Raw genomic sequence first — 1701 nt, forward strand, 5'->3', positions numbered from 1 at the left:
ACCAAAGACGGAGTTGCTATTCCGGTGGGGAATATATGGAAGGAGCAGCAGTTGTATGCCATCTTGTTTGAAAGGGGGGAATTGCCTCTCGAGAAGTATATCACGACTCGTTTCAGTGGCGGGAAACTTGATTTCAGCCTTATAGATGACACTCATGGATTTTCTCTTATTGACAATGAGAACCAAAACGAGTTTATTGATTCATTCCGCAAATTTGAAGAATTGGATTGGAATGCCATAGCAACAGACAATGGGTTGGATTATAAAACGTATAATAAGAATAAGAAAAGCAAGCGTTATTTTTCAGATGAGCAATGGAAGAAAGGCATTAAGAAGTTCAGGATCACTCAGCGGAACAGATGTTTTGGCTATGTGAATAATGGTATTTTTTATGTGTTGAGGTTTGATTTAGACCATGAGCTAAGTGATGTGGGATAATATTATTGCAACCTTGGTCTAATGTTTATAACCAGCTGATTGTAAATTCGCTGGGGATGGGCTGGAGTTTATGCCGCTTTCCTGAAAATTACTCATATTGGTTGATGAATTGCTGTTCCAAATCGTAAAAAGCCGCATATTCCTCCAGTATCGGATTGTTCTGTATGCCTGCCAAGGTTTCGCTTTCCTCCACAATGATTCCCTTATCTTCTTTTTTCAAGCCGAAGAACTTGACGGATATGTTGGTGTGTTCCTTATATTCGGAATAGAGAGAAAGCGTGTGTGTAAGCAGGTAGTCGTGAGTGGCGACGAAAATCTGCAAGCCGCATTCCTGAAGCACACGGATAAACTTTGCCACGACTTTCACAAGAGCCGGATTCAGGTTGGCTTCGGGTTCGTCCCAGAACAGGATGGTGTCCGCATTGATTTCCCCATTCAGTATGAGGTACAAGATGGAAGCCAGCTTGCGGAGTCCTTCGGCTACCAGGTGCGCTTCCATATTCCCTTTTTCTGTCTGTATATAGAAACGTCCGTTCATCTGCAAAACCTTGAACTGCAATTCCTGCTCCAGCAACTTGATAGCCGGTTTCAACGGATTGTCTTCCGACTCACGCAATATGGGGAGTGACAACGCGTGTGCCAGGTTGATATACGTTTGGTCAAATGAGATTTCACGTTTACTGCTCAAACCGATAAAGCCTTCGAACAAAGAGAACATCTCACGTGGGGGGATATAGATAAAGTGGCGGTCGTCCCACTTTTCATCCGTTTCTAATTTTACAGTTGTTTTGGAAGCGGATGAGAAACTGTATTGCAACAGTTTGCCGTCTATCGTGACTGTAATGTTTGCCCTGCCTGAAGGTACTCCCTTGTTGACCAGGTTGCCTATGACATCCGGCTTGAAATAAAATATCATGTCTTCCGCCAAGATATACTCAAACTGTTCCTTGGAAGTTGAGTTCTTGCCGAGGAAGTCATGGCGTGCCTGCAAAGTTGCCGCCAGGCATTTGAGAACGTGCGTCTTGCCCGTACCATTCTTGCCAATAAGGACGTTTATCCCTTTGGTGAAATCAAACCGGGTATTTGCAAAACCTGTAAAATCAGTTAATAATATGCTGTTAATCATTGAATATGTTTCATTTATACTAAGTAACTACAAAGGTAATTTAAAAAACGGAAGCGACAAACCCGGTTTTAAAAAAGTTATGATTATTAGGCTTATGTTTTAGAACTATCAATGATTTGCTGACAGCACCGGAAGCC

At 42.4% G+C, this 1701-nt stretch carries 1 protein-coding gene and 1 pseudogene; one reads left to right on the top strand and one right to left on the bottom strand.

The features are described 5' to 3' along the window. Positions 1-438, top strand: a pseudogene (locus tag ABUA47_RS24580) (hypothetical protein); the annotation flags it as partial. A gap of 88 nt (positions 439-526) precedes the next feature. On the opposite strand, the gene ABUA47_RS24585 reads toward ABUA47_RS24580, so the two are convergent. Beyond that, positions 527-1564, bottom strand: a complete 1038-nt coding sequence (locus ABUA47_RS24585) for an AAA family ATPase (RefSeq protein WP_195508090.1) — start codon at positions 1562-1564, stop codon at positions 527-529. Between the last annotated feature and the right edge of the window lie 137 nt (positions 1565-1701).

It is taken from the genome of Bacteroides sp. RTP31139st1_H2_RTP31139_211217 (assembly GCF_040227615.1).
In the GTDB taxonomy this organism is placed as follows: Bacteria; Bacteroidota; Bacteroidia; order Bacteroidales; family Bacteroidaceae; genus Bacteroides; species Bacteroides uniformis.